This is a genomic window from Streptomyces sp. LX-29 (assembly GCF_029541745.1).
Classification (GTDB): Bacteria; Actinomycetota; Actinomycetes; order Streptomycetales; family Streptomycetaceae; genus Streptomyces.
In genome coordinates, this window is sequence record NZ_CP089746.1 from 3,617,735 (window position 1) to 3,642,603 (window position 24,869).

Here is a 24,869-nt window from a genome sequence, read left to right on the forward strand (position 1 = left end):
CCTCCCCCTCCGGCGGCCGCCCCGCCGGGCCGCTACCCCGCGCCCACCGCCGCCCGGCCGCCCCGGCCGGCGAGCAGCCGGGCGGCCGAGGTGCCGAGCCCGGTGGGCCCGGCCGGCGGCGACCCCGCCCGGGCCCTCGCGTGGTGGCGGCGCAGGTCCTCCTCGCGGTAGCGGCGGCAGCCCCGGTGCCAGGTGAGGATCCCGGACAGCCAGTTCTCCAGCTCCCGGACATACCCGGCCAGTTGCTCACGGTCGGCCTGGTCGAGACCGAAGTCGTCGCACACGACCGGCAGTTCGCGCGCGGCGACGTGCTGGAACTGGCGCATCCGCGACTTCATCAGGTCGTCCACGATGGCCAGCGCGGTCGGGTAGTCGCAGCTGAAGAAGTTCTGCACCACCAGGACGACGTTGTGCACCTCGCCCTCGTACTCGATCTCCTTCTGGTACGAGAAGACGTCGTTGATCATGCAGGCGTAGTCGGCCGCGGCGTTCTCCAGGGAGCGCATCGGCCCGCTGCGGTAGATCTCCGACGGGAGCCGCCTGCCGTGCGCGAAGCGGGCCAGGGCCATGGTGAGGTCGGAGCCGAAGGTGAGGCGGCGCATCTCGATGTAGTCCACCGGGTCCGGGACGTGGTGCCGCACCTGGTTGTCGAGCTCCCACAGCCAGCTGCCGAGCATCCGCTCGACGGCGCCGCGGAACTCCCGGCGCTGCTCGACCCCCATCGGGGTGGCGGTACGGGCCCACAGGTCGGCGAGGGAGCGCTCCATCCCGTTGACGGGCGCGAGCGGCGGCGCGTCGGGGGACTCCACGGACATCAGGGCCAGCAGCCGCTCGTTGCAGGCCGCGGCACCGGCCAGATCCCCGACGCGGCCGAAGACCGCGGGGTAGTAGTCGTCCCCGAAGGTCCCCCAGGTCAGCCACTGCGACTCCAGGTCGAGCCCCTCGGGCGTCGCCTCCGGGTGCAGCCCGGCCGCGCACAGCGGGAAGTCGTAGTCCGCGAGCTTCTCCGCGTCCCAGACCGCGGCCCCGGGCGTCCCGGGCCCGGTCTGCGGTCCCAGGATCCCGGTCTCCCGGGCCCAGGCGACGGTGTTCCGCCGGGCCGTGGGCAGATGCGGGCTGAGGGTGGTCGGGAACGGCATCTCGAAGTCGGGCAGCCGGGACGGCCCAACCCTCTGGAAGGGCACATGGCCGTGGCTGCGCGCCCTGGCGGCGAGCGACGTCCCGATCGCCCCCCGGATGTCCAGCGCCGAGGTCCCCAGCCCCTCGACCCGGAAGGGCGACCAGGCGGCCCCGGGCGCCCCGGCCCCGGCCTTCTCGTTCATATAGCGGCTGGACCGCAGGTGCCACTCGTGGCCGCCCGCCTGCCAGTCCTGGAGCCCCTTGACGTACCGCAGCACGTCCGCGCAGGACCGCGGGTCCAGGCCCTCCCGGGCGAACAGCGGCGGGAGTTCGCCGAGGGCGGTGTCCTCGAACTGCCGCAGCCGCGAGCTCAGCAGGTCGTTGACGGCGTCCGCGGCCTGCTGGGTGGTGCAGCCGAGGAAGGTCTCCAACACCAGCACTCCGTTGGCGAGTTCGCCCTCCTCCTCGGTCTCCCGCTGGTACGAGAAGAGGTCGTTGCGCAGGTGGACCCCGTCGGAGAAGGTGTCCCGGAGCACCCGCAGCGGCCGGGAGTCGGCCACCCGCGCGGGCACCTCGGCACGGGCCGCGTACTCCACCAGTCCGGCCGACCACGGCGCCCCGCCGACCTTGCGCCGCATCTCGATGTACTCGACGGGGTTGGGGATCCGCCCGGCGTTGATGTTGGACAGCTCCCAGAGCGACTCGTTGAGCAGGTGCTCGGTGCTCTCGGCGAACCGGGCCCGCCACTCCAGCGACATGGCCGGAACCGTACGGGTCCACAGGTCGGCCAGCCCCGCCTCGACCGGATTGACCGGCTCCGGCATGCCGGCGGACAGGTCCATCGGCATGAAGGCGGGCAACCGGTCCAGATACGCCTTGCCCGCCTCGCGGTCCTGGGTGCGCTTGAAGGTCTCCAGGAAGTGGTCGTCGAAGAAGAAGACCCACACGTACCAGTCGGTGACCAGCGCGAGGTCCGGGCCGGAGCAGTCGGGGTGGGTGTAGGCGCACAACAGCGGGTAGTCGTGGGCGTCCAGATCGCTCTGCTCCCAGACCCCGGAGCCCTCCAGCATCCCCATCTCCCGGGCCCAGGCCGTGGAGTGGGCCCTGACCTCCTCCAGATGCGGGTTCAGCCGCGCCGGATACGGCATGTAGAAGTCCGGGAGTTCAAACGGCTGTGCCACGAGCGCCCACCTTTACTGAAAGCCGTCTACTGAGAGAGCCGTTCCGTCGCCGCCCGGACGGCGCGCTCAGCACTACCCCGGCCCGTCGCCGGTTATCCGGAATCCAGAACAGTCATACAAACGGCGCGGCGGGGTCACGACCTGGCCCGGTGGTGCGCCGGGCGTTCGGTGGTCGGCTCGCCGCGCCGCACCGAGCCGGGGGCGCGGGCGGCGGGCCGGTCGGCCCGCACGGAGGAGGTCAGCTGCCAGGGCACGCTGGTGACCATGACCCCGGGGGTGAACAGCAGCCGGCTCTTGAGCCACAGCGCCGACTGGTTGTGCAGCAGGTGCTCCCACCAGCGGCCCACCACGTACTCCGGGATGAAGACGCTGACCACGTCCCGCGGGCTGGTGCGGCGGATGGAGCGCACATACTCCACCACCGGACGGGTGATCTCCCGGTACGGCGAGTCCAGGATCCTCAGCGGCACCTCGATGTCCAGCTGCTGCCACTGCCGTTGCAGCCCGGCCGCCTCCTCGTGGTCCACCGCGACCGTCAGCGCCTCCAGCCGGTCCGGCCTGAAGGCGCGGGCGTACGACAGCGCCCGCAGGGTCGGCTTGTGGAGCGTGGAGACCAGCACGATGGCGATCACCCGCGAGGGCCGCGACAGCTCGCTGCGCGGGTCGGCGACGGCCAGCTCCGCGGCGACCGCGTCGTAGTGGCGCCGGATGGCGCGCATCATGAGCCACAGCAGGGTGGCGGCCAGCACCGCCAGCCAGGCGCCCTGGGTGAACTTGGTGGCCAGCACGATCACCAGCACCAGCCCGGTGACCACGGCGCCGGTGGCGTTGACGGTGCGGGCCAGGTGGTACCGGCGTCGGACGGCGTGGTCGGGCTCGGTGCGCAGCTCGCGGTTCCAGTGCCGGACCATGCCGGACTGGGAGAGCGTGAAGGAGGTGAAGACGCCCAGGATGTAGAGGTGGATCAGGCTGGTGACGTCCGCCCGGTAGGCCCACAGCAGCAGCCCCGCGACCACCGCCAGCGCCAGGATGCCGTTGGAGAAGGCCAGCCGGTCGCCCCGGTTGTGCAGCTGCCGCGGCAGATAGCGGTGCTGGGCGAGGATCGAGGCGAGCAGCGGGAAGCCGTTGTAGGCGGTGTTCGCCGCCAGGATCAGCACCAGGGCGGTGGCCGCCTGGATGTAGTAGAAGCCGAGGGACTGCGGCCCGCCGAAGACCGCTGCGGCCAGCTGGGCGATGACGGTGCGCTGGGTGTGGTCCTCGCAGTCGGGCAGCCCGATCAGGTGGCAGGGGTGCTCCACCATGTGCACCTTGGCCACCACCGCCAGCGTGGTGACGCCGCTGAACATGGTGATGGCGATCAGGCCCATCGCCGCCATCGTCGTCGCCGCGTTCTTCGACTTGGGCTTGCGGAAGGCCGGCACCCCGTTGGAGATCGCCTCCACGCCGGTCAGCGCCGTACAGCCGCTGGAGAAGGCGCGCAGCACCAGCATCAGCAGCGCCAGCCCGGTCAGACCGGCGTCGGCCGGCTCCGGCTCGATCCCGTACCGGGCGCTCTCCGCCACCGGCGCGTCGCCCATCAGATAGCGGAAGAGCCCCGTGCCGACCATGATCAGCACGCCGGTGATGAAGAGGTAGGTCGGGGCGGCGAACGCCGAGCCCGCCTCGCGCACCCCGCGCAGGTTCACCGCCGTCAGCAGGGCCACGAAGGTCAGCGCCATCGGCACCCGGTGATCGGCCAGCCCCGGCACCGCCGAGATGATGTTGTCCACCCCGGAGGCGACCGAGACCGCCACCGTCATCACATAGTCGACCAGCAGCGCCGAGGCGACCACCAGCCCGGCTGAGGCGCCGAGGTTGGTCGAGGCGACCTCGTACGAGCCCCCGCCACTCGGATACGCGTGCACCACCTGCCGGTACGACAGCACCACCACGGTCATCAGAGACACCACGGCCAGCGCGATCCAGGGGGTGAAGTGCAGATACGCCAGCCCGCCCAGGGTGAGCACCAGCAGGATCTCCTGCGTGGCGTACGCGACCGAGGACAGCGGGTCGGAGGCGAAGATCGGCAGCGCGAGCCGCTTGGGCAGCAGCGTCTCGTGCAGTTCCTCGCTGCGCCGCGCCCGGCCGATCACCAGCCGCTTGAGCAGACCCGTCAGGTTGAACACAGCGCGAGCGTAAGCCGGGCATGCTTCGCATACCCGGCGTGCGGCGCATTCGGCGGTATACCCACCCACGCCCCGGGCCCTGCTCGTCGTCGCGGCGCCGTGAGCGGGTCCGGACGCCGGTGGCCGGCTTTGACGACCTCCTGACACCCTTTCCGGACCTTTTGACAGACGCTTGACGCGTTCACCGACGGGGCGTCAGGAAGGCGTGAATTCTCCCTGGTAGGCACGGTTCCGCGGCCGTGCGCGCACCTAGATTGCGAGGCTGTCCCCAAGCCCCGGAGAAGGTCACCCCCATGCTTCCCGCCGCTTCGCAGCAGGCTCCGACGGATCCGCGTGACATCGAGCACCGGCCCGTGCACCGGCCCGGTGACCGGGGTGCCCGGCGGCGGAGACGCCGCGCACCGGGCGGCCTGCTGGACCCCGTCTCCTTCCTCAGGGGCTTCCCCGAGGCGTTGCGCAAGCTGCACCCGCGGGTGCTGTCGCGCAACCCGGTGCTGTTCGTGGTGGCGACCGGCGCGCTGCTGACCACCGTCTCCGCCGTCGTGCACCCGTCGGTGTTCACCTGGGTGATCGGCTGCTGGCTCTGGCTGACGGTGATCTTCGCCAACCTCGCCGAGGCGGTCGCCGAGGGCCGCGGCAAGGCGCAGGCCGAGTCGCTGCGCCGGGCCCGCACCACCATGGTGGCGCAGCGGCTGCGGCACTGGCGGGTGGGCGTGGAGCCGGACCGCGCCGAGGTGGTGACGGTCTCCGCCGGCGAGCTCCAGATGTTCGACTTCGTGCTGGTCGAGGCGGGGATGCCGATCCCGGCCGACGGCGAGGTGGTGGCCGGCGTGGCGGCGGTGGACGAGTCCGCCGTCACCGGCGAGTCGGCGCCGGTCATCCGGGAGGCCGGCGGCGACCGCTCGGGGGTGACCGGCGGCACCACCGTGCTGTCCGACGCCATCGTCATGCGAGTCACCTCCCGCCCCGGCCACAGCTTCCTGGACCGGATGATCGCCCTGGTGGAGGGCACCTCCCGGCAGAAGACCCCCAACGAGATCGCGCTGAACATCCTGCTCTCCGCGCTCACCATCGTCTTCGTGCTGGTCGTCGTCTCCCTCCAGTCGATGGCCTCCTACGCGGACGCCGCCCAGTCCACCACCGTCCTGGTCGCCCTGCTGGTCACCCTCATCCCCACCACCATCGGCGCGCTGATCTCGGCCATCGGCATCGCCGGCATGGACCGGCTGGTCCAGCGCAACGTCATGGCCATGTCCGGCCGCGCGGTGGAGGCGGCGGGCGACGTGGACACCCTGCTGCTCGACAAGACCGGCACCATCACCCACGGCAACCGCCAGGCCGCCGCCTTCGTCGCCCTGCCCGGCGTGGACGAGGTACGGCTGGCGGACGCCGCGCAGTTGGCCTCCCTCGCCGACGAGACGCCCGAGGGCCGCTCGGTGGTCGCCCTGGCCCGGGAGCGGTACGGGCTGCGCGAGCCGGCCCCGCAGGAGCTGAGCGGGGCGCGCTTCGTGGAGTTCAGCGCCAGGACCCGGATGAGCGGCGTCGACCTGCGCTGGGACGACGGTGCCCGGTGGCACATCCGCAAGGGCGCCGCGACCGAGGTGATCCGCTGGGTGGAGATGTACGGCGGCCGGGTGCCGCCCGAGGCGCGGATGTACGCCGACACGGTCGCCGCCTCCGGCGGCACCCCGCTGCTGGTCGCGACGCACGACGGGGACGGACCCCGGGTGCTCGGCCTGGTCCACCTCAAGGACGTGGTGAAGGAGGGCATCCGGGAGCGCTTCGCTGAGCTGCGCCGGATGGGCATCCGTACCGTCATGGTCACCGGCGACAACCCGCTGACCGCCAAGGCGATCGCCGCCGAGGCCGGCGTGGACGACTGTCTGGCCCGCGCCACCCCCGAGGACAAGCTCGCCCTCATCAAGCGGGAGCAGGCCGACGGCAGGCTGGTGGCGATGACCGGCGACGGCACCAACGACGCGCCCGCGCTGGCCCAGGCCGACGTGGGCGTGGCGATGAACAGCGGCACCTCCGCCGCCAAGGAGGCCGGGAACATGGTCGACCTGGACTCCGACCCGACCAAGCTCATCGAGATCGTGGAGATCGGCAAGCAGCTGCTCATCACCCGTGGCGCGCTCACCACCTTCTCGATCACCAACGACGTCGCCAAGTACTTCGCGATCACCCCGGCCATGTTCGCCTCCGCCTATCCGGGGCTGGAGGCGCTCAACATCATGGGGCTGCACAGCCCGACCTCGGCGATCGCCTCCGCGATCATCTTCAACGCGCTGATCATCATCGCCCTGGTCCCGCTCGCGCTGCGCGGCGTGCGCTACACACCCGCCTCCGCGCACGACCTGCTGCGCCGCAACCTCGCGGTCTACGGACTGGGCGGCCTCGTCCTGCCGTTCATCGGCATCAAGCTGATCGACATGCTGGTCTCGACCATCCCCGGCCTCGGCTGACACCGCCTCGCGGGCATGGGCGGCACGGCGGCCGCTCCGCCTGGCGAGGCCCGTGCGCTCGTCCGACAATGGGCGAAGACGACCAGCGAGGACGGCAACGACCGAGGTGCCCATGGACGCCACCGTGCGGCTCGCGCAGCAGCCCGAGGCCGACGCCCTGCTGGGACGCAGCCCGCTGGCGATCATGACCGGCATGCTGCTCGACCAGCAGGTGCCCATGGAGTGGGCGTTCGCCGGCCCGTACACCATCGCGCGGCGCATGGGGCGCGACGACCTGGACGCCCACGAGATCGCCGTCTACGACCCCGACCGGTTCGCCGAACTGCTGGCCGAGAAGCCCGCCGTGCACCGCTACCCGGCCGCCATGGCCAAGCGGGTGCAGCAGCTGTGCCAGTACCTGGTCGAGCACTACGCGGGCGATGCCGGCGCCGTCTGGCGCGATGTCAACAGCGGCGCCGAACTCCTCTCCCGCCTCACCCGACTCCCCGGCTACGGCCAGCAGAAGTCGCAGATCTTCGTGGCCCTGCTGGGCAAGCAGTTCGGCGTGCGCCCCCGCGGCTGGCGCGAGGCCGCCGGGCCCTACGGGGACGTGGGCTCCTACCGCTCCGTCGCCGACATCACCGGCCCCACCTCCCTGGACAAGGTGCGGGCGTACAAGCAGGAGATGAAGCGGGCGGCGAAGGCGAAACAGGCATGAGGCGCACGCGGCCGCGCGGCCGCGGGGTGTCGTCGGTCGAGGCCGCGGATGTCTTCGGCTATCGGCGCGGTGTCGTCATGTATCGGAGAGCTCCGCGCGGGGCAGGCTCAGGCGACCCCGGGGCGCACAGGGTCCCCGGCACGGCCTCGTATGCCTGGAAGGACCGCTTCCCATGGACGTCCGTTCTCTGTCATCCGCGCGCCGCGCGGTCGCCGCGCTGGCCGCCGCCGCGCTGGCCACACCGCTGCTGATCTCCTCGGCCTCGGCCGCCCCGGCGCAGGGCGCCGGCCACGGGGAGGACCCCGCCAAGAAGGCCCGGAAGCTGGCGCGCCAGCTGGTCCGGGCGTCCTCCGCCGAGGGCGCCCTGGACCACCTGGAGAGACTCCAGGAGATAGCCGAGGAGTCGGACGGCCATCGCGCCGCCGGCTCACCCGGCCACAACGCCTCCGCCGCGTACGTCTACAAGCTGCTCCGGAAGGCCGGCTACCGCGTCTCGTACCAGCCCTTCGAGTTCACGTACACCGAGGCCCTCGCCGAGAAGCTCTCGGTGGTCTCCCCCGCGCCGCGGGACGTGCCGATCAAGGAGCTGACGTACACCAAGAGCACCCCGGTCGGCGGGATCACGGCCGCCGTGGCCGTGGCCCGGGTCGACGACACCCCCGGCTGTGAGGCCGCGGACTACGCCTCGGGAGGCTTCACCGGGAAGATCGCGCTGATCAAGCGCGGCGGCTGCGCCTTCGCGGACAAGCAGAAGGCGGCGGCCGAGGCCGGCGCGGTGGGGGCGATCGTCTACAACCACGTGCCGGGCGCGCTGAACGGCACCATCGGCGACCCGGCCGACGCCCGGATACCCACCGGCGGCATCTCCCAGGCCGACGGCGAGGCGCTGGTCGCGGAGGCCGGGCGCGGCGAGGTGACCGTCACCCTCGAGGTGCGCGAGCTCCAGGAGAAGCGCCGGACCCACAACGTGATCGCCGAGACGCGCGGCGGCAACCCCGACCGGACGGTGATGCTCGGCTCGCACCTGGACTCCGTCGCCGCCGGCCCCGGCATCAACGACAACGGCTCCGGCTCGGCCGGTCTGCTGGAGGTGGCGCTGGAGCTCGCCGAGACCCACAAGAAGCCCACCAACAAGATCCGCTTCGCGTGGTGGTCCGCGGAGGAGCTGGGGCTGCTCGGCTCCGACGCATACGTCGCCAAGCTCACCGAGGCGCAGCGCAAGCAGATCGCGCTCTACCTCAACTTCGACATGATCGCCTCGCCGAACGCCGCCCAGTTCGTCTACGACGGCGACAACTCCGACGGCGTCGGCGCCCCGGCCGGCCCCGCGGGCTCGGCCCAGTTGGAGAAGCAGATCAACGACTTCCTGGACCGCCGGGGCCTCCCGCACGAGGGCACCGACTTCACCGGCCGCTCCGACTACGGCCCGTTCATCAAGGTGGGCATCCCCTCCGGCGGCACCTTCACCGGCGCCGAGGGCGTCAAGACGGCCGGCCAGGCCGCGAAGTACGGCGGCGAGGCGGGCGTGGCGTACGACGCCTGCTACCACGCGGCGTGCGACGACATCGACAACCTGGACCTCGACGCCCTGGACACCAACGTCGACGTGATCGCGAACGCCGTCGGCACCTACGCCCACGACCTGAGCTCGCTGTCCGAGCCGGTGACCACCGTGCCCACCACGGGTGACGCGGGCAGCGGCGGCGGGCTGCACGACGACCACGACCGGGTGACGGAGTGACGACGGCGTAGCACCGCAGACGGCACAGCGCGCACCACCACTCACCGCCGCGGGCGCCGGGCCGAGCGCTCAGCGCCCGCGGCGGCGGGCCGTGCCGCAGAGGGAACGGGAGATCTCCCCACCCCGCCGGGTGGCGACCGAACGGGCGAGAGTGGTGCGGATCCCGCCGCCGACGACCTGGTCGACGAGGGTCTCAGGCTCGAACCGGGGCTCTCGGTCCCGCCGGGCCCTCCGCTCCCCACCGCCCGCGCCCGTCCCGGGCCCCGCGGAAGCGGCCGCGGCTCCCGCCGCCCCCGTCTCCTTCGCGGCCTCGACCGCGGCCAGCTTCTCGTACGCGGCGTCGCGATCCACAGCCTGTGCATAACGTTCGAAGAGCACGGAGCCGGTGACCGCGCGTTCCAGCTCCGCCGGCTCGATCGGCCCCATGCGGGACCGGGGCGCCCGCAGCCGCACCGCCGCGACCGGCGTCGGCGCGCCCCGCTCGCTCACCACGGTGACCACCGCCTCGCCCGTCCCCAGCCCGGTGAGCAGCCCCTCCAGGTCATAGGCGGTCTCGGGAAAGGTCCGCACGGTCGCCTTCAGCGCCGTGGCCTCGTCGGGCGTGAGGGCGCTCAGCGCGTGCTGCACCCGGTTGCCGAGCTGCCCGAGCACCTCGGCCGGGACGTCGCCCGCCGCCCGGGTCACGAAGTAGATCCCGACACCCCTGGAGCGGAGCAGCCGCACCGTCCGCGTGATCGACTCCAGGAACCCGGCGGAGGCGTCGTCGAAGAGCGGACGGGCCGCGGCGAAGAAGAACACCAGCTTGGGCCGGTCCACGTCGCCGACCTCCGGCAGCTCGTGGAAGAGGTCGGCCAGCAGCCACATCAGAAAGGTGGAGAACAGCCGCGGCCGGTCCTGGCCGGCGGGCGGTCGCAGCACGGAGACGACGCCACGGCCGTCCGGGGCGGTGCACAGCAGCTCCGCCGTGTCGAACTCCGGCTCCCCGAAGAACGCGCCGGCGCCCTCCCGCTCGAACGCGGTCAGCGTCCGCAGGACCACCCCCGCGGTCGCCGCCGAGAGCCCGCCGACGGCCTTGAGCTCGGTCTTGCCCTCGTCGGAGACGAGGAAGGCGACCACCGCCCGCAGATCCCTGAGCTCGATCAGCTCCAGGCCCTCGGCGTCGGCGTAGTGGAAGATCAGCTCGAGCGACCGCTCCTCGGTGCGGTCGAGGCCCAGCGCCCTCGCCAGCAACAGCGGGCCGAAGTCGGTGACGGTGGCGCGCAGCGGAACGCCGGGGCCGATGCCGCCCAGCGCGTAGAACACCGCGGGGAAGCCGCCCGGCGACCACTCCTGCCCCACCTCGGCGGCCCGCCGGGCGACCCGCTCCCCGCCCGCGCCGGGGGCGGCGATCCCGGAGACGTCGCCCTCAACGTCGGAGAGGAAGACCGGGACCCCGGCCTCGGAGAGCTGCTCGGCGATCAGCTGGAGCGTCGTGGTCCTGCCGCTTCCGGGGGCGCCGGCGACCAGCCCGTGGCGGTTCAGGACGGACAGCGGGACGCGGATCGGAGCGTCGGCGCGGCAGCCGCCGTCCCACAGCAGCGCGCCGAGATCGAGCGCCGGCCCGGAGCAGAGATACGCCTCGGCGATCCGCCTCGGGACGTCCTCCCATGGCGCTCGGGGGGAGCGCTCGGTGGCGGACGGAGGGCTCTCATTCATGGCTCGCTCCATATATGCGGTTGTTTGTCACCTTCGCACTCCGCCGCCTTGGCTGCGCCGGAACCCACTTGACCGGTAGGCTTTCCGTGTGATCTTCAAGCGCATCGGAAACGGGCGGCCGTACCCCGACCACGGCCGGGAAAGCACCCGCCAGTGGGCGGATGTCGCCCCACGCCCGGTACGCCTTGACCAGTTGGTCACCACGAAGCAGCAGCTCGACCTGGAGACGCTGCTCGCGGAGGACTCGACGTTCTACGGCGACCTGTTCGCCCACGTCGTGAAGTGGCAGGGCGACCTCTATCTGGAGGACGGGTTGCACCGTGCGGTGCGCGCGGCGCTCCAGCAGCGTCAGGTGCTGCACGCGCGCGTGCTCGAACTGGGCTGACACCACTGGCCCCGCGCCATGGCGCGGGCACCGCTCCGGCGTTCTCCCCCTCTGCGCCCCGGCGGCTCCAGGGCGCGCGCCGCGCCCCGCGCCACCGTGTGCCGTCCGCACGCCGTCGTGCGGTTGATGCGCGCTCACCCTTCCACGCGCGGGCCGGTATTGACCCTTTTGGGTTGGCTTTGCGCCGGGCGGGCCGGCAACCATTGATCATCTAGTAGGCATGAGCTGCGGGCCGCATTACGCTGCGACCATGAGCATGCTCACCCCTCCCGGCATGGGCGGAAACTACCGGATCACGGGCAACCGTTATCCGCGGATGCGCCGCCCCACGGGTCGGCGCCGGCTGGTGCTCGCCGCCGTCGGCTCGGCCGCGGCGCTCGGCCTCCTGGGCTGGGGAACGGTGCAGCTCATCGACGTCTTCTCGGGTGACGACGAGGGCACGCGCACGGCCGCCCACGGCACCGAGGGGCGGGGAGACTGCGCGGACGGCGGTCGGGACACCGAGACGCGGAGCCAGCCCGCCACGGGGCCGAACCCGTCCGCCACGGCCGTGCCCAAGCCGTCCCAGATCACGGTCAACGTCTACAACGCGACCGAGCGCACCGGGCTCGCCAAGGAGACCGCCGAGGCGCTCGAGAAGCGCGGCTTCAGGATCGGCGAGGTGGGCAACGCCACGGCCGAGTACGACAAGAAGATCAAGGCCCCCGGCCTGCTGCTGGGCGCCCCGGCGGCCACCAACGGCGCCTTCGACGTGTTGGGCACGCAGGTGCGCGACGTCCGCACCAAGAACGACGCCCGCGGCGGCAAGGACGTCGACCTGATCATCGGGGACGCCTTCACCGACCTCACCGCGAAGCGGGAGGCGGACCGGGCGCTGGCCGCGCTGACCAAGCCCGCCCCGTCCGCGGCGGACGGCGCCGCCGCGAAGTGCGAGCCCACCGCCCGGGGCTGACCGGGAGCCTCCGAAACGACGCCGCACGCGCCCGCCCCACGCCTTACGCGGCGTGCCGCCGCGGGCCGGGGACCGACGGGCCCGGCGAGGCGTCGTACGACGCCCGCACGACGCCGGCACGCGCCGGCGGGCTGGTGTCGTACGCCGTACGGACGTCGTCCGTCAGGGTCGTCGTGCCGGCCCCGGCATCCGTCCGGGAACGGCGTCGCCGCCGCGGCGGGGACCCACCACGGCGGCGATATGACGGTTTCGGCGAAGACCGCGGCTCGGGCCGAGCCCGGGGCGGCAGGTCAGCCGGCCGCGCCGTACATCCGGTCGCCGGCGTCGCCGAGGCCCGGAACGATGTAGCCGCTCTCGTTGAGCCGCTCGTCGACGGCGGCGGTCACCACGGTGACCGGGGCGCCCTCCAGCTCGCGCTCCATGATCTCGACGCCCTCCGGGGCGGCCAGCAGGCACAGGGCGGTGACGTCGTCGGCGCCCCGGGAGATCAGCTCGTTGATGGCCGCGACCAGGGTGCCGCCGGTGGCGAGCATCGGGTCGAGCACATAGACCTGGCGACCGGAGAGGTCGTCCGGCATCCGGGTGGCGTAGGTGGACGCCTGCAGCGTCTCCTCGTCGCGGATCATGCCGAGGAAGCCGACCTCGGCGGTGGGCAGCAGCCGGACCATGCCGTCGAGCATGCCGAGGCCGGCCCGCAGGATCGGCACCACCAGCGGACGGGGCCGGGCCAGCCGGACGCCGGTGGTCGCCGTCACCGGGGTGTCGATGTCGACCTGCTCGGTGCGCACATCCCGCGTCGCCTCGTAGGCGAGCAGGGTGACCAGCTCGTCGGCGAGCCGCCGGAAGGTGGGGGAGTCGGTGCGCTTGTCGCGCAGCGTGGTGAGTTTGTGCGCCACCAGCGGGTGGTCGACGACGTGGATCCGCATGACATCGACATTAACCGAGCTTTCGGGCACCGGCGTCCGCCCGGCACCTGCCGAAACTTTGCCGCGCGGTGGCATCAAACCACCACTTCGGGGGAAAGTGGGCACGTACGCCCGGACTGTCCCACCGGGCGGAGACCTCGGCCCGAGGTGGTGTTGCCCATGGCTGATCGAGACGACTTCGGCGGCATGACGGCGGAGAACGACGCGGACCGGCGACGACGACGCGCCCAGTTCCTACGCGACTTGAACGAGGCCAGAGAGCTGCGGGACCGGGTTCAGCCGCGCCGGGCCCGGGCCGCGCGGGCCCGGCAGGCCATGCGCATGCGGACGTTTCGGTGGTAGTGAGCCACATCTCCCAGGACCGCGGCACGACGCAGCGCGGAAGACCTCTCGCGACGCCGTTGTTTCTGCCACGATTCCGAATGGGCGGGGCGTGGTCCCCCGCCCGCTCCGGCACGCCTATGACCAGTGGGAGAGTCACGGTGTACTTCGCCGCACTGCTCGCGCGCACCGAAGACGGGTGGCAAGCGAGCGACACAGAGCTCGACAATGTGGAGACCCTGGCCGACCTGGCCGACCTGGCCCGCGAGGCCGCGGTCGACGACGACACGGTGCTGGCCCTCATCGAGCAGGAAGACGCGTGGTTCGGCGTCGTCCGCGTGGACGGCGAGGACGACCCGCGCGTCTTCGTCTCGGACGGGGTCGCGGCCGGCCGCAGCTCGTACGGCGCCATGCTCGTCGACGAGCTCATCGGGAGGGACGACAGCGACGCCGAAGACCTGGACAGCCTGAACCTCGACGGCACCGAGGACGGCGAGCCCGAGCCCGCGGAGGACGAGGACGCGGCACCCGGATCGGAGCCGCTGGTCCCGCGCGGGCCGGTCGGCGACCCCGGCATCCTCAGCGACCTCGGCGTGACGCACAGAGAGCTGCTCTCGCTCGACGGGGACGCCCTCAGCACCCTCGCGGACGCACTGGGCTGCACCGACGTCCTGGAGGCGGTGCGCTGAGCCCCGATCCCCCCGCCCGACCCCACCCGCCCGCGTAGCCGGCCACCGCCCGTCACCCACACTGGTGCCATGACCGCTGATCCCCCGCCCGCCGTCGCTCCCGACCCCGTACGCGACCCCTGGCGCGCCGCCATGCGGCTCGCCCTCGACGAGGCCGTACGAGCCCCGGAGACGGGCGATGTGCCGGTCGGCGCCGTCGTGCTGGGCCCCGACGGCGCGGTGCTCGGCCGCGGCCACAACGAACGCGAGGCGACGGGCGACCCCACCGCCCACGCCGAAGTCCTCGCCCTGCGCGAGGCGTCGCGACGCATCGGCGAGTGGCGGCTGACCGGCTGCACGCTGGTGGTGACCCTGGAGCCGTGCACCATGTGCGCGGGCGCCATCGTGCTGTCCCGCGTCGACCGGGTCGTCTACGGCGCCGTCGACCCCAAGGCGGGCGCGGTCGGCTCGCTCTGGGACGTCGTGCGCGACCGCCGGCTCAACCACCGCCCCGAGGTCATCCACGACGTCCTCGCCGAGGACTGCGCCACCCTCCTCACCCGCTTCTTCCGCGACCGCCCCCAGCCCTGAGCCCGCCCTCTTCCGACAACCGATTTCGGAGCACGGCCCACCGTCCGCTAAGCTCTCTCTCGGTAGCGTGTCCGAGCGGCCTAAGGAGCACGCCTCGAAAGCGTGTGAGGGGGCAACTCCTCCGTGGGTTCAAATCCCACCGCTACCGCTCTCAGACGGAGGGCCCCACCCGATCGGGTGGGGCCCTCCGTCGTTGTGGTCTCAGTTCTGGTCTCAGTCCTGGCCTCAGGAGGCCCGACTCAGGCCCCCGTTCACTCCGAGGTCGTGTCGGGCTTCACGTAGAGGATGTCGCGGGCCTGTTCCGCGGCGCGGGCGGTGCTCTCGGAGACGAAGTCGAGGAAGCGGGCGATGTTCTCCAGGCGGGTGGCGGCCGGGGTGTCGGGCCCGACGATGCCGACGCCCTGTCGTGTGATCTCGACGATCTGGGCGATGGCGCGGGCGCTGGCGATCATCGACTGGTACCAGACGTCGTCGTCGACGACGTAGCGCTCGCGGCGGCCTTCGTCGCGTTCCCGGCGGACGAGGTCCTGGCTCTCCAGGAACGCGATCGCCTTGGAGACGGACGCCGGGCTGACCCGGAGGCGCTGGACGAGTTCGGACGCGGTGAGGCTGCCGTTGTCGGAGAGGGTGAGGCAGACCATCACCCGAGACGTCATCTTGGGCATGCCCGACTGCATGAAGACGGTGGTGAGCGTCTCCTCGTACGCGCGCAGCGCCTCGGTGTCGCGCCCCTGGGCCTGCGGGGGCGCCTCCGACCCCCGGGGCGCGGCCTGCCTGCGCCGGTGGGCGCGGTGTTCGGTGGCGCGGTGGGCGAGGTCGGCGCGGTAGCCGATGGGGCCGCCGTTGCGCATCACCTCACGCGTGACCGTCGAGGTCGGACGGTCGAGGCGCCTGGCGATCTCCGCGTAGGCGAGGCCGTCGGCCAGCCCCAGCGCGATCTGCTGGCGTTCCTGCTGGGTGAGCCTGCCTCCCGGCATCGCGATCTCCTTCGCACCTCTCGGATGCCTCCAGTATAGCGTTCACTCTCAAATCATTGCAACGACCAGAGCCTCTGACGTTGCGTTGAATTCTGGCCCATTGCAACGATATTACGGGTCTCACCTGCGGTTATACGGATCCTGCGCAACAAGCTTGTTGTGAGATTCGGAAAGGCAACGTAGCGTTTCCGTCATCAGAAACAACGAGTCGCAGGAGAACATCATGCAGAAGTTCGACACCACCGCCCCGATCGCCACCGTCCTCGACATCCCCGCGGGACGCATCCGGTTCATCGCCGCCGACCGGGCCGACACCACGGTGGAGGTCCTGCCCGCGGACGCCTCGAAGAGCCGCGACGTGAAGGCGGCGGAGCAGATCCAGGTCGCATACGGCGACGGCGTCCTGCGGATCGAGGCCGCGCCGGCGAAGAGCCGGATCCTCGGCAGCTCCGGATCCGTCGAGGTGACCGTGCAGCTGCCCGCCGGCTCCCGCGTCGAGGCGAAGGCGGCCGCCGCCGAGTTCCGCGGTGTCGGACGGCTCGGCGACGTCGTCTTCGAGGGCGGCCACCGCTCGGTCAAGCTCGACGAGGCCGCAAGCGCCCGCCTCATCGCCCTCGACGGCGACGTCTCGGTCGGCCGCCTGGGCGGCCCCGCGGAGATCAGCACCCAGAGGGGCGACATCCAGGTCACCGAGGCCGTGCGCGGCACGGTGACGCTGCGCACCGAGCAGGGCGACATCTCGGTCGGCGCCGCCCGCGGAGTCTCCGCCTCCCTGGACGCGGGCACCGGCTACGGCCGGATCCACAACGCGCTCAAGAACACCGACGGCGTCCACGGCCTGAGCGTCCACGCGACCACCTCATACGGCGACATCACCGCCCGCAGCCTGTAAACCGCCCGCAGCCCGCAAGAAGGAGCACCCCTCGTGACCGACCTGGCCATCGCGGCGAACGGACTGCGCAAGTCCTACGGCGACAAGACCGTCCTCGACGGCGTCGACCTGGCCGTCCCGGAAGGAACGATCTTCTCCCTGCTCGGCCCGAACGGCGCCGGCAAGACCACCGTCGTGAAGATCCTCTCCACCCTTGTCTCCCCGGACCCCGCCAGCGGTCGGATCCGCATCGGCGGCCACGACCTGGCCGCCGACCCGCAGGCCGTACGGGCCGCGATCGGCGTCACCGGGCAGTTCTCCGCCGTCGACGGCCTGATCACCGGCGAGGAGAACATGCTCCTCATGGCGGACCTGCACCACCTCGGCAAGCGCGAGGGGCGGCGGGTCGCCGCCGAGCTGCTGGAGCGCTTCGACCTCACCGAGGCCGCGTCGAAGCCCGCCTCCACCTACTCCGGCGGCATGAAGCGCCGTCTCGACATCGCCATGACGCTGGTCGGCAACCCGCGGATCATCTTCCTCGACGAGCCGACCACCGGCCTCGACCCGCGCAGCCGCCACAACATGTGGCAGATCATCCGTGAGCTCGTCTCCGGCGGCGTCACCGTCTTCCTCACCACCCAGTACCTGGAGGAGGCCGACGAACTCGCCGACCGCATCGCGGTGCTGAACGACGGCAGGATCGCCGCCGAGGGCACCGCCGAGGAGCTGAAGCGACTCGTCCCCGGCGGGCACGTACGCCTCCGCTTCGCCGACCCGACCGCGTACCAGTCCGCCGCCGCCACCCTGCGCGAGGCGTCCCGGGACGACGAAGCCCTCGCACTGCAACTCCCCAGCGACGGCAGCCAGCGCGAACTGCGCTCCATCCTCGACTGGCTGGACTCGGCCGGCATCGAGGCGGACGAGCTGACCGTCCACACCCCCGACCTCGACGACGTGTTCTTCGCCCTGACCAGCGGCACCAAGGTGCCCAACCAGCCCAAGGAGACGGTCCGATGAGCGCCCCGCTGGCTCCCACCCGCCCGACCCGGATCTCCCTGGCCGTACGCGACTGCTCCACGATGCTGCGCCGCAACCTCCTGCACGCCCGGCGCTACCCGTCGCTCACCCTGAACCTGCTGCTCACGCCGATCATGCTGCTGCTGCTCTTCGTCTACGTCTTCGGCGACACCATGAGCGCGGGCCTCGACGGCGGCGGCCCGGACCGCGCCGAGTACATCGCCTATGTCGTCCCGGGCCTCCTGCTGATGACCATCGGCAGCACGGTGGTCGGCACCGCGGTCTCCGTCTCCAACGACATGACCGAGGGCATCATCTCCCGCTTCCGCGCGATGGCGATCCACCGCGGCTCCGTGATCATCGGGCACGTCATCGGCAGCGTGCTGCAGTCGATCGCCAGCGTGGTCCTCGTCGGCGCCGTCGCCGTGGCCATCGGCTTCCGCTCCACCGACGCCACCGCCCTGGAGTGGCTCGCGGCGTTCGGACTGCTCGTGCTCTTCGCCATGGCGCTCACCTGGATCGCGGTCGGCATGGGCCTGGTCAGCCCGAACGCCGAGGCCGCCAGCAACAACGCCATGCCGCTGATCCTGCTGCCGCTTCTCTCCAGCGCCTTCGTCCCGCTCGACGCGATGCCGGGCTGGTTCCAGCCGATCGCCGAGTACCAGCCGTTCACCCCGGCCATCGAGACCCTGCGCGGCCTGCTGCTCGGCACCGAGATCGGCCACAACGGATGGCTCGCCGTCGCCTGGTGCCTGGGCCTCGCGGTGCTCGGCTACCGCTGGTCGACCGCGAGGTTCAACGACGACCCGAGATAACCGCCATGACCACGCGGGCCGGCTCCCGCGACTCGTCCCACCCGGGGGCGGCGCACACCGACACCCCGTCGGCGTACGCCGCCCCGTTCGTACGCGAGGAGACACGGAGGGCCCCACCCGCACGGGTGGGGCCCTCCGTCGTCGTGTCGTCCGTCGTCGCGTCTTCCCTCGTCGCGTCTTCCGTACGTCGCGTCGTCCGCCGTCGCGTCTTTCTCCGTCAGACCCGGTCGTGGGAGGCCAGTTGGGCTTCGAGGCCGTCGAGGAGGGCGTGGAGGCCGTACTCGAAGGTCTGCTCGGGCGAGGCGTTGTAGTCGGCGGCGGGGGTTTCGAGGCGGGCGCGCAGGCGGGGGAAGCGCATGGCGATCTCGCTGGCCTTGGCCATGGTCTCCCGCAGCTCCTCCTCCGCGTCGCCGCCGTCGCGGCCCAGCTTTCTGGCGAGCGAGGCGTTGGCGGAGGTGCCGAGGACGCTGCCGAGGACGAAGGTGAAGACGGTCGCGGCGGCGCGGTCGGCGGCGGGGCCGGCGAAGCCGGCGGCCTCGTAGATGGCGAGGCTGTGGTCGTCGTGCCGGGCCTTGCCCGGGCCGTACAGCAGATGGGTCCCGATGGCCTGCACCAGCCAGGGATGCCGGCCGAGCATCGCGTGCAGGCTGGTGGCCATCCGGGTGGCGGCCGTGCGCCAGTCGACCGCGGCGAGATCGGGCAGCTCGATCTCGTCCCACACGTGGTCGCCGGCGAGCAGGATGAGGTTGTCCTTGTTCTTGACGTGCCAGTAGACGGCGGTGGCGGCGCTCCCCAGCCGTTTGCCGAGGCTGCGCATGTTCAGACCTTCCAGGCCCTCTTCGTCGAGCAGCTCGATGGCGGTGTGGACGATCTGTTCCTTGGTCAGCGTGTCGCGCGGCATGCGCTCACGATAGGCCAGTCGAACCCGACTTGTACAAAGTACAGGAGATCCCTTGCACTTAGTTCAAGTGATGCTCTACCTTCGTCTTGTACTTAGTTCAAGCCGAGCGGCGCCGGAGGGCGCCCGACGAGGGAGACCGACCATGAACACGCTCATCGCCGTCCTGCAGCTGCTCGTCGCCGCCGCCTTCCTGAGCATTCCGCTGGTGCGCTCCCGCTACGGGGCCGTCGCGACCGCGGGCGCCGAGGCGGAGCTGCGGCGCCAGGGCGTGCGGCCCACGGTGCTGGCCGAGAACGGCATGCGGTTCGACGCCGGCGGCCACGAGACCTGGGCTCCGGTCTCGATCGCCGCGGTGATGGCGGGCGTGGCCGCCTTCAACTTCGCCGACCACTCCTGGTCCCACCCGCTGACCTGGGTCTTCCAGTCGATCGTGCTGGCCATCAACGTCGTCATCCTCTACAGCAACCTGACCGCCACCCGGTCCGTGCAGGCCGCCTTCGCCCGTAAGGGCGACCCGATGCTGGCGCGCATCGACGTGCCCGCCCTCCTCAAGGCGGCCGAGGCCGGCTTCCCCTCCTGGGTGTGGATCCTGCAGAACGCCCGCCACGTGGTGGTCTTCGGCGCCTCCGCCGTCGCCCTCGCCACCCTCTTCACCGCCTGACAGCGACAGTGACCCACGTCACACCGCCAGCCGTCACACTCCCGCCCCGAGCTCCGTCAGTGATGTGTAGGCGCCGGCGAGAACGGCCGGAAACCACCGCCACCACCGACGAAGAAGGAGACGCATCATGCAGGCACGGATGAAGAACCCGGCGTTCGTTCTGGCCGACGCGATGAAGGGCGTGGGCAGCCTCTTCAAGGCGATCAACCAGGGCGGCCTCCCCCACGAACTGCAGGAGATCGTCGGCCTGCGGGCCAGCCAGATCAACGGCTGCAGCGCGTGCGTCCACTCCCACACCCAGAACCTGGCCAAGGCCGGTGCCGGCTCGGAGCGGATCGCGGCCGTCGCCGCCTGGCGCGAGGCCCCGTTCTTCACCGACGCCGAGCGCGCCGCCCTCCAGCTGACCGAGGCCGTCACCCGGATCGCCGACCGCTCCGACGTAGCCGTCTCCGACGAGCTGTGGGACGAGGTCGCCGACCACTTCGACGAGCAGGAGCTCTCCGCGCTCATCCTGCTCATCGGCGTGACCAACATGTTCAACCGCATCAACGCCACCATCAAGGAGCCCGCGGGCACCGTCTGGGGCTGACGGCACCGACGGCACCGGGGGGACGCCCCCGCCGCCGACACGCCGCGACGCGAAAGGCCCGGCTCACGCGAGCCGGGCCTTCGCGCGCCACGCCCGCAACTCACGGCCGGGGCTCGACGCCTCCGCGGCCGCCGTGCCCCCGCGCCCTCCGCGCCCTCCGCCGCCAAGGCGGCTGCGCCCCGCAGCGGTTGGGAGCAACGCGGCCGCGCCGCTCAAGCGTTCCCCCGGATCGGCCATACGTGTGGATAGACTCACGCGATCGTGATCGTGATCGACGGGACTCGCTGGGGAGGCGGCACGGGATGGGGTTGGCACAGGCCAAGAAGATCGTGCTCTACGGGCTCGTCGTCTTCGTGCTCTACACGATCATCAAAACCCCTGAGCGGGCGGCCGAGCTGGTCCAGGTAGGGTTCGAGGGCATATCCGACGCCGCGAAGAGCATCGGCGATTTCATGACCGCGCTGATCAGCTGACCGGCGACCGGTCGCGTTCCATCACGGAGGTCAGCCAGTGATACGCCATCTGGTCCTGTTCAAGCTCAACGACGGAGTGGCGCGCGACGAGCCGCGCGTGGCCGCCGGCGTCGAGGCGTTCCGTGCGCTCGACGGGACCGTTCCCGAGCTGCAGTTCTGGGAGTGCGCCTGGAACATCACGGACCGGCCGATCGCCTACGACTTCGCGATCAACTCGGCCGTGGCCGACCGCGACGCGCTCAAGCGCTACCTCGAACACCCGGCGCACCAGGCGGCCGCCGCGCAGTGGCGCGAGTTCGCCACCTGGGTGATCGCCGACTACGAGGTCTGAGACCCCGCGACCCGAGCGCACCCCGCCGCCCGATCGGGCATCGGCCCCTCGCCGCGTGGCGAGGGGTTCTTTCATACCACCAACACGGCGTTATGCGGTGCTTGCACACAGTGCACATGTCTTGTGATGCTATGACCGCTTTTGACGGGTGAGTGGAGGACAGTGAAGGGTGGCGTGACCGTGTCGGCCCGTACTGCGCCCAGAACGCCACCCCCGAGCGACACTCCGGACCAGCCGCCCGGCGACCGCGGCCGCGGTGCCCGTGACGGCGAGACCCCGGACCCCGAGGCCCGGAACCGCGAGACCCAGGACCCCGAAACCGCGGACCCCGAAACCGCGGACCACGAAACCGCGGACCCCGAAACCGCGGACCACGAAACCCAGGACGCGGAAACCGCGGACCACGAAACCCCGGACCACGAGACGCCGGACTCCAAAACCCCGGACCACGACGCCCCGGACCACGAGGTCCGGGACCGCGCCGCCGCGGGTGCCGTCGTCGGCCACACCGACGCCGGGCGGCCCACGCCCGCTCCCACCCCCGCTCCCGCCCCCAGCCCCGGCGCCGGCGCCGCCCCCGGCGAGGCCGCCGACACCCCGCCCCCCACCACGCCCAAGAGCCGCGGCGCCGACGCGCGAGCGCTCACCCAGGTGCTCTTCGCCGAACTGTCCACCCTCGAACCCGGCACCCCCGAGCACAATCGCGTACGGGACGCGCTGATCGAGGCGAACCTGCCGCTGGTCCGATACGCCGCCGCCCGCTTCCGCAGCCGCAACGAGCCGATGGAGGACGTCGTCCAGGTCGGGACCATCGGGCTGATCAACGCGATCGACCGGTTCGACCCGGAGCGGGGCGTACAGTTCCCGACCTTCGCCATGCCCACCGTCGTCGGCGAGATCAAGCGCTACTTCCGCGACAACGTCCGGACGGTGCATGTGCCCCGCCGACTCCACGAGCTGTGGGTCCAGGTGAACAGCGCCACCGAGGACCTGACGGTGCAACACGGCCGCTCCCCGTCCACCGCGGAGATCGCCGAGCGCCTCGGGCTGAGCGAGGAGGACGTCCTCGCCTGCATCGAGGCGGGCCGCTCGTACCACGCGACATCCCTGGAGGCGGCCCAGGAGGGTGACGGGCTGCCGGGGCTGCTGGACCGGCTCGGCTACGAGGACCCGGAGCTGGCCGGGGTCGAGCACCGCGACCTCGTACGTCACCTCCTCGTGCAACTGCCGGAGCGCGAGCAACGCATCCTGTTGCTCCGTTACTACAGCAATCTGACGCAGTCGCAGATCAGTGCGGAGCTGGGGGTCTCTCAGATGCACGTCTCCCGGCTGCTGTCGCGGAGCTTCGCCCGACTTCGGTCCGCAAATCGGATCGAGTCCTAACCGCTGCGGGTGACCACGACCCCCGGTTTCCGGGACGGAATGTCGATATGGCGCTACAGCGTGTTGCCGACATGTGACATTCTGCTGGAACCGCGTTTGCCGTGGCCCGACCTCCGGTATTCAGGGGGAGGCTGCGCTCGACGCACAGAGCGCTGCTGAGATCCGTCCGCGACCTCAAGGGGGTGGCATGTCCGCAGAACTGGGCAGCTCGAAGGTGCTCACCAACGACGCACCGCACGTGCTTGACGACTGCGACGCCATCGACACCCGCACCCTCTCCCGCTCACTGTTCCTGCGGCTCGCCGCCCTCGACCGGGACAGCGCGGAACGCACCTATGTGCGTGACACCCTCATCGAGTTGAACCTCCCTCTGGTGCGGTACGCGGCGGCGCGTTTCCGCAGCCGGAACGAGCCGATGGAGGACATCGTCCAGGTCGGCACGATCGGTCTGATCAAGGCGATCGACCGCTTCGACTGCGAGCGGGGCGTGGAGTTCCCGACCTTCGCGATGCCGACCGTCGTGGGCGAGATCAAGCGCTTCTTCCGCGACACGAGCTGGTCGGTGCGGGTGCCCCGGCGGCTCCAGGAACTGCGCCTGGCGCTGACGAAGGCGAGCGACGAGCTCTCCCAGCGACTCGACCGCTCCCCCACCGTCACCGAACTCGCCACGGCGCTCGGGGTGTCGGAGGAGGACGTCGTCGACGGGCTCGCGGTGGGCAACGCGTACACCGCGTCGTCGCTCGACTCACCCTCCCCTGAGGACGACGGCGGCGAGGGCTCGCTGGCCGACCGACTCGGCTACGAGGACAGCGCGCTGGAGGGGGTGGAGTACCGCGAGTCGCTCAAGCCGCTGCTGGCCAAACTCCCGCCGCGCGAGCGCCAGATCATCATGCTGCGCTTCTTCGCCAACATGACGCAGTCGCAAATCGGCGAAGAGGTCGGGATCTCCCAGATGCATGTCTCACGGCTGCTGACGCGGACCCTGGCGCAGCTGCGCGAGGGCCTCATCTCCGACTGAGTCTTCGGTCCAGCCCCACCTCTTCTCTTCTTCTATACATCTGACACTCCGTCATACACACTGTCCGCCATGCGACGATGCCGGACAGGCCGCGCGCCAGGCCGCCGAGGATCGACGATCACCGCCTCGGCGGCCGCGCTGTGTGTGGGCGCCACCCTGCTGAGCGGCTGCGCCGGTGGGGCGGGGGACGGTCGCCTCCCTCTGGACGCCGCCGCCCCGGCCCGTCGCGTCCCACCCACCGGCCGGGTGGAGTTGAGCCCGCTCGACGGCGCCCCGGCCCGCGGCAGCGCCGAGCCGGTCGGCCCCTCGACGCGCGGTGTCGACTCCCCCCGCCGATCCGCCGCGCCCCCGTCGGGCCGCGACACGGCGTCGGGCGGCGAGCCGAGCGCCGACGCCACCGCCGCCCCGGCCCCGGCCACCTCCGCGTCCCGTGGGCCCGGACCGTCCGCCCCCGGCCGGCCCCGCACCGACGCCCCTCGGCCGCCCGGGCCCCCCTCCCCGCCGTCGTCGCCCTCGTTCGCCCTCGTCGCCCTCGTCCCCCGCCCCGAGCCCCACCCCGCCGCGCCCGCACCCGCGTCCCTCGACCCCACCCCCGAGCCCGCGCCCCGCCGCCCTCTCCCTCGGCGACCCCGAACGCGCCCCCGCCGCCGACCGCTGGTGCGAGAAGGTCACCCTGGCCCTCCACAACACCGGCGGCTCCCCCGTCCGCTCCGGCACCCTCACCTTCGCGACGCACATCGTCGACCTGCTCGGCACCGACTGGTCGACGGTCGAGTCCACGGCGGATCTCCCCACCCCCATCGCCCCCGGCGAACGCAAGGAACCGACCTGGGAGGTGTGCGTCGACGCCTGGCGGGTGCCCCTCGGCATGCATGTGGAGACCCGCGAGGTGACCGCCGACTGGCGGTGACGGGAGCGGACCGGGCC

General features: G+C 71.8%; 23 protein-coding genes, 1 tRNA gene and 1 pseudogene. 19 read left to right on the plus strand and 6 right to left on the minus strand.

All coding sequences use genetic code 11. From position 1 onward, the window contains the following. Window positions 1-32: 32 nt before the first annotated feature. Together LRS74_RS15480 and LRS74_RS15485 are read right to left on the minus strand one after the other, a co-directional pair. Window positions 33-2,300 (minus strand): terpene synthase family protein, encoded by a 2,268-nt coding sequence (locus LRS74_RS15480; RefSeq protein ID WP_347178136.1) that lies wholly within the window; start codon window positions 2,298-2,300, stop codon window positions 33-35. A gap of 134 nt (window positions 2,301-2,434) precedes the next feature. Next, the gene (locus LRS74_RS15485) at window positions 2,435-4,465 is read right to left on the minus strand and encodes an APC family permease (protein WP_277741557.1); all 2,031 of its coding nucleotides are present in this window, start codon (window positions 4,463-4,465) and stop codon (window positions 2,435-2,437) included. Between the two features lie 293 nt (window positions 4,466-4,758). Between LRS74_RS15485 and kdpB the strand changes: the two genes are divergently transcribed. The 3 genes from kdpB to LRS74_RS15500 all read left to right on the plus strand — a co-directional run bounded on the left by kdpB (window position 4,759) and on the right by LRS74_RS15500 (window position 9,368). After that, entirely contained in the window at window positions 4,759-6,930 is a 2,172-nt protein-coding gene (gene kdpB / locus LRS74_RS15490; RefSeq protein ID WP_277741558.1) for a potassium-transporting ATPase subunit KdpB, read from the plus strand. A gap of 112 nt (window positions 6,931-7,042) precedes the next feature. Continuing rightward, window positions 7,043-7,627, plus strand: a complete 585-nt coding sequence (locus tag LRS74_RS15495; RefSeq protein WP_277741559.1) for an HhH-GPD-type base excision DNA repair protein — start codon at window positions 7,043-7,045, stop codon at window positions 7,625-7,627. A 172-nt stretch (window positions 7,628-7,799) separates the two neighbouring features. Continuing rightward, window positions 7,800-9,368: a M28 family metallopeptidase gene (locus LRS74_RS15500; RefSeq protein ID WP_277741560.1), complete on the plus strand. Its 1,569-nt coding sequence runs from the start codon at window positions 7,800-7,802 to the stop codon at window positions 9,366-9,368. A 69-nt stretch (window positions 9,369-9,437) separates the two neighbouring features. Here LRS74_RS15500 and LRS74_RS15505 read toward each other — a convergent pair whose 3' ends face one another. Next, window positions 9,438-11,063 (minus strand): helicase HerA-like domain-containing protein, encoded by a 1,626-nt coding sequence (locus tag LRS74_RS15505; RefSeq protein ID WP_277741561.1) that lies wholly within the window; start codon window positions 11,061-11,063, stop codon window positions 9,438-9,440. A gap of 88 nt (window positions 11,064-11,151) precedes the next feature. Here LRS74_RS15505 and LRS74_RS15510 point away from each other — a divergent pair, with 88 nt between their 5' ends. Beyond that, window positions 11,152-11,448 (plus strand): type II toxin-antitoxin system VapB family antitoxin, encoded by a 297-nt coding sequence (locus LRS74_RS15510; RefSeq protein WP_003986294.1) that lies wholly within the window; start codon window positions 11,152-11,154, stop codon window positions 11,446-11,448. Between the two features lie 250 nt (window positions 11,449-11,698). Beyond that, entirely contained in the window at window positions 11,699-12,400 is a 702-nt protein-coding gene (locus tag LRS74_RS15515) for a LytR C-terminal domain-containing protein (RefSeq protein WP_277741562.1), read from the plus strand. 290 nt (window positions 12,401-12,690) lie between these two features. Here LRS74_RS15515 and upp read toward each other — a convergent pair whose 3' ends face one another. Next, a complete protein-coding gene (gene upp / locus LRS74_RS15520; protein WP_277741563.1) occupies window positions 12,691-13,326 on the minus strand; it encodes a uracil phosphoribosyltransferase in 636 nt (211 codons plus the stop codon). Window positions 13,327-13,485: 159 nt separating this feature from the next. On the opposite strand from upp, the gene LRS74_RS15525 reads away from it, so the two are divergent. The 4 genes from LRS74_RS15525 (at window position 13,486) to LRS74_RS15540 (ending at window position 15,054) form a co-directional block, all read left to right on the plus strand. Continuing rightward, window positions 13,486-13,668, plus strand: a complete 183-nt coding sequence (locus LRS74_RS15525) for a hypothetical protein (RefSeq protein ID WP_144383014.1) — start codon at window positions 13,486-13,488, stop codon at window positions 13,666-13,668. 140 nt (window positions 13,669-13,808) lie between these two features. Further along, window positions 13,809-14,336 (plus strand): hypothetical protein, encoded by a 528-nt coding sequence (locus LRS74_RS15530; RefSeq protein WP_277744772.1) that lies wholly within the window; start codon window positions 13,809-13,811, stop codon window positions 14,334-14,336. Window positions 14,337-14,405: 69 nt separating this feature from the next. Continuing rightward, window positions 14,406-14,906, plus strand: coding sequence for a tRNA adenosine(34) deaminase TadA (gene tadA / locus LRS74_RS15535; protein ID WP_277741564.1), 501 nt, complete (start codon window positions 14,406-14,408; stop codon window positions 14,904-14,906). Between the two features lie 61 nt (window positions 14,907-14,967). Further along, window positions 14,968-15,054 (plus strand) — tRNA-Ser (locus LRS74_RS15540). Window positions 15,055-15,157: 103 nt separating this feature from the next. Here the strand turns inward: LRS74_RS15540 and LRS74_RS15545 are convergent. Then, window positions 15,158-15,883 carry a helix-turn-helix domain-containing protein gene (locus tag LRS74_RS15545; RefSeq protein WP_277741565.1) on the minus strand — a complete coding sequence of 242 codons (726 nt, stop codon included), beginning with the start codon at window positions 15,881-15,883 and terminating at the stop codon, window positions 15,158-15,160. A 223-nt stretch (window positions 15,884-16,106) separates the two neighbouring features. On the opposite strand from LRS74_RS15545, the gene LRS74_RS15550 reads away from it, so the two are divergent. From LRS74_RS15550 to LRS74_RS15560, 3 genes are read left to right on the plus strand one after another with little or no spacing between them, the layout of a single operon-like run. Further along, a complete protein-coding gene (locus LRS74_RS15550; RefSeq protein ID WP_277741566.1) occupies window positions 16,107-16,775 on the plus strand; it encodes a DUF4097 family beta strand repeat-containing protein in 669 nt (222 codons plus the stop codon). 33 nt (window positions 16,776-16,808) lie between these two features. After that, window positions 16,809-17,771, plus strand: coding sequence for an ATP-binding cassette domain-containing protein (locus LRS74_RS15555; RefSeq protein ID WP_277741567.1), 963 nt, complete (start codon window positions 16,809-16,811; stop codon window positions 17,769-17,771). Next, window positions 17,768-18,586, plus strand: coding sequence for an ABC transporter permease (locus tag LRS74_RS15560; RefSeq protein ID WP_277741568.1), 819 nt, complete (start codon window positions 17,768-17,770; stop codon window positions 18,584-18,586). The genes LRS74_RS15555 and LRS74_RS15560 overlap by 4 nt, the downstream gene beginning before the upstream one ends. A gap of 217 nt (window positions 18,587-18,803) precedes the next feature. On the opposite strand, the gene LRS74_RS15565 is transcribed toward LRS74_RS15560, so the two are convergent. Further along, window positions 18,804-19,487 carry a TetR/AcrR family transcriptional regulator C-terminal domain-containing protein gene (locus LRS74_RS15565; RefSeq protein WP_277741569.1) on the minus strand — a complete coding sequence of 228 codons (684 nt, stop codon included), beginning with the start codon at window positions 19,485-19,487 and terminating at the stop codon, window positions 18,804-18,806. Between the two features lie 142 nt (window positions 19,488-19,629). Here LRS74_RS15565 and LRS74_RS15570 point away from each other — a divergent pair, with 142 nt between their 5' ends. The 7 genes and pseudogenes from LRS74_RS15570 (at window position 19,630) to LRS74_RS15600 (ending at window position 24,852) form a co-directional block, all read left to right on the plus strand. Next, window positions 19,630-20,148, plus strand: a complete 519-nt coding sequence (locus LRS74_RS15570; protein ID WP_277741570.1) for a hypothetical protein — start codon at window positions 19,630-19,632, stop codon at window positions 20,146-20,148. Between the two features lie 127 nt (window positions 20,149-20,275). Next, window positions 20,276-20,737 (plus strand): carboxymuconolactone decarboxylase family protein, encoded by a 462-nt coding sequence (locus LRS74_RS15575; RefSeq protein ID WP_277741571.1) that lies wholly within the window; start codon window positions 20,276-20,278, stop codon window positions 20,735-20,737. 302 nt (window positions 20,738-21,039) lie between these two features. Further along, window positions 21,040-21,210: a hypothetical protein gene (locus tag LRS74_RS15580; protein ID WP_277745051.1), complete on the plus strand. Its 171-nt coding sequence runs from the start codon at window positions 21,040-21,042 to the stop codon at window positions 21,208-21,210. A gap of 37 nt (window positions 21,211-21,247) precedes the next feature. After that, complete coding sequence (locus LRS74_RS15585) at window positions 21,248-21,541, plus strand: Dabb family protein (RefSeq protein ID WP_277741572.1); 294 nt, start codon at window positions 21,248-21,250, stop codon at window positions 21,539-21,541. A 615-nt stretch (window positions 21,542-22,156) separates the two neighbouring features. Further along, window positions 22,157-22,924 (plus strand): annotated as a pseudogene (locus LRS74_RS33625) (RNA polymerase sigma factor SigF); the annotation flags it as partial. A 187-nt stretch (window positions 22,925-23,111) separates the two neighbouring features. Next, on the plus strand, window positions 23,112-23,942 hold the full coding sequence (locus LRS74_RS15595) for an RNA polymerase sigma factor SigF (protein ID WP_144383024.1): 831 nt from the start codon (window positions 23,112-23,114) through the stop codon (window positions 23,940-23,942). Between the two features lie 430 nt (window positions 23,943-24,372). Continuing rightward, window positions 24,373-24,852 (plus strand): hypothetical protein, encoded by a 480-nt coding sequence (locus LRS74_RS15600; RefSeq protein ID WP_277741574.1) that lies wholly within the window; start codon window positions 24,373-24,375, stop codon window positions 24,850-24,852. The last annotated feature ends 17 nt before the right edge of the window (window positions 24,853-24,869 follow it).